Here is a 241-nt window from a genome sequence, read left to right as displayed (position 1 = left end):
AGATGTTCAGGATCATGAACGGCAGCAGGAAATGCACCAGGCCGATGATGACGGTCGTCTCGTTGTAGAGCATCTGGATCGGCTCGGAGACGATCCCGGTCCACAGCAGGAACCAGTTCACCGCGCCGCTCACGCCCAGAATGTTGATCCAGGACATGGTGCGGATGATGTAGCTGACCCAGAACGGCAGCATCAGAAGCAGGAGCAGGAACGCCTTGTGCTTGAAGCGGGTCGTGGCGAT

General features: G+C 58.1%; 1 pseudogene. It reads right to left on the bottom strand.

The window, feature by feature from the left end:
• Positions 1-241 (bottom strand): annotated as a pseudogene (locus R0J92_RS26060) (ABC transporter permease); the annotation flags it as partial.

Source organism: Tritonibacter sp. SIMBA_163, from assembly GCF_046535935.1.
Taxonomy (GTDB): Bacteria; Pseudomonadota; Alphaproteobacteria; order Rhodobacterales; family Rhodobacteraceae; genus Epibacterium; species Epibacterium scottomollicae.
This window is presented reverse-complemented; position numbering and strand designations above follow the sequence as displayed.